The sequence below is a fragment of the Streptomyces marokkonensis genome (genome assembly GCF_039539045.1).
GTDB classification, from domain to species: Bacteria; Actinomycetota; Actinomycetes; order Streptomycetales; family Streptomycetaceae; genus Streptomyces; species Streptomyces marokkonensis.
In genome coordinates, this window is record NZ_BAABCQ010000352.1 from 1 (window position 1) to 2,065 (window position 2,065).

A 2,065-nucleotide genomic window follows, 5' to 3' on the forward strand; every position below is an offset into this window, starting at 1 on the left:
AGCACCCCGTGCCGCATCGCCTGCACCATCTTGATCACACCCGCCACACCCGCGGCGGCCTGCGCATGACCGATGTTCGACTTCAACGAGCCCAGCCACAACGGCCGGTCGTCGCCGGGCCGTTCCTGCCCGTAGGTGGACAGGAGGGCCTGCGCCTCGATCGGGTCACCCAACGACGTACCCGTACCGTGAGCCTCGACCGCGTCCACGTCGGCCGCCGACAGACCGGCGTTGGCCAGCGCCTGCCGGATCACCCGCTGCTGCGACGGACCGTTCGGCGCCGTAATGCCGTTCGACGCGCCGTCCTGGTTCACCGCACTGCCGCGCACGACGGCGAGGACCTGATGGCCGTTGCGGCGGGCGTCCGACAAACGCTCCAGCAGCACCAGGCCCACACCCTCCGCCCACGACGTACCGTCCGCACCCGCCGCGAACGACTTGCAGCGCCCGTCCACCGCGAGGCCCCGCTGGCGCGAGAACTCGACGAAGCTGCCCGGAGTGGCCATGACGGCCACGCCGCCGGCGAGGGCGAGCGAGCACTCGCCGCCGCGCAGGGCCTGCATCGCGGAGTGCATCGCCACCAGCGACGACGAACACGCCGTGTCCACCGTCACCGCCGGACCCTCGAAGCCGAAGGTGTAGGCGACCCGGCCCGACACGATACTTCCGGCGGCCGCGGCCGCCTCGTAGTCGTGGTACATCAGGCCGGCGAAGACGCCGGTGCGGCTGCCCTTCAGCGTGGTCGGATCGATGCCCGCGCGCTCCAGGGTCTCCCAGGAGGTCTCCAGCAGCAGGCGCTGCTGGGGGTCCATGGCCAGTGCCTCGCGCGGGCTGATCCCGAAGAACGCCGGGTCGAACTCCCCCGCGTCGTGCAGGAACCCGCCCTCCCGGACATAGGTCTTGTCGGGCAGGCCGAGGGTGGGGTCGTAGATTCCGTCGACGTTCCATCCCCGGTTCTCCGGAAACGGTGAGATGCCGTCGCGTTCCTCGGCGACGAGCCGCCACAGATCCTCCGGCGACGCGATGCCGCCGGGCAGCCGGCACGCGGCCGACACGATCGCGATCGGTTCGGTCCGGGCCGCGACGGCCCGGTCCCGCTCCTCCTTGAGCTGCTCGTTCTCCATGAGCGAGGCGCGCAGTGCCGCAATGATCCTGTCCTCGGACACAGACATACTTGAGTTCCTCCGTAGGCCGCGACGGGCTCAGTTGGTGGTGTTGCCCATCGCGCGTTCGATGAGGCCTGCGACATCCATGTCGGCGATCAGATGCGCGTCGTTCTGTCCGGCTTCGGCGGATTCTCCGCCGGCGTCCGTAGCAGCGGGGGCAGCGTCCACTAGACGCAGCAACTGCTGTAGTACGCCCAGTTCCTGGAGTCGGGTGAGAGGGACGGCGGCGAGCGCCTTGCGCAGCCCGTCCTCGTCCACGTCGGCGGGTTCCACCGTGCCGGTCGCGGTGTCCGGGATCAGCTCCGTGCGGAGGCGATCGGTGATCGCGGCGGTCGACGGGTAGTCGAAGATCAGCGTGGCCGGCAGCGGAATGCCCGTCACCCCGGCCAGCCGGTTGCGCAGCTCGACCGCGGTGAGCGAGTCGAAGCCGAGTTCGCTGAACGCCTGCCCCGGCGCGATGTCCGCGGCGTCGGCGTGTCCGAGGACGATGGCGACCTGGTCGCGGACCAGGTCCAGCAGCATCTCCGTCTGCTCCTCCACCGGGAGCCCGGCCAGCCGGTCCGTGAGGGACGCGGTCGGGACGGGTCCGCCGGCGGCGGCAGTACGGCGGGGCCGACGGACCAGGCCCTGCAGTTTGGGGGCCAGTTGTCCGGCTCTCGCCTGCGCGGCCAGGGCGGCGAGCTCGAATGTGATGGCCACCAGGGCAGGTTCGCCGGCACCGAGTGCGGTGTCGAAAAGCGCCATGCCCTCGTCGACGGACAGGGCCCGGACTCCGCTGCGCCGCATACGGGCCTGGTCCGCCTGGTCGAGGACACCGGCCATGCCTCCGGTGTCGCCCCACAGTCCCCAGGCCAGCGAGACGGCGGGCAGACCCTGCGTCCGACGCCACTGCGCAAAAG

The 2,065-nt window shown here is 71.0% G+C and carries 2 protein-coding genes; both read right to left on the minus strand.

Going from position 1 to position 2,065, the window contains the following annotated elements:
• Nucleotides 1–1,172 (minus strand): beta-ketoacyl synthase N-terminal-like domain-containing protein (locus ABEA26_RS35795; protein WP_345598225.1); only part of this gene is annotated, 1,172 nt, incomplete at its 3' end.
• A gap of 30 nt (nt 1,173–1,202) precedes the next feature.
• On the minus strand, nt 1,203–2,065 hold an 863-nt coding region (locus ABEA26_RS35800; RefSeq protein ID WP_345598227.1), incomplete at its 5' end, for a beta-ketoacyl reductase.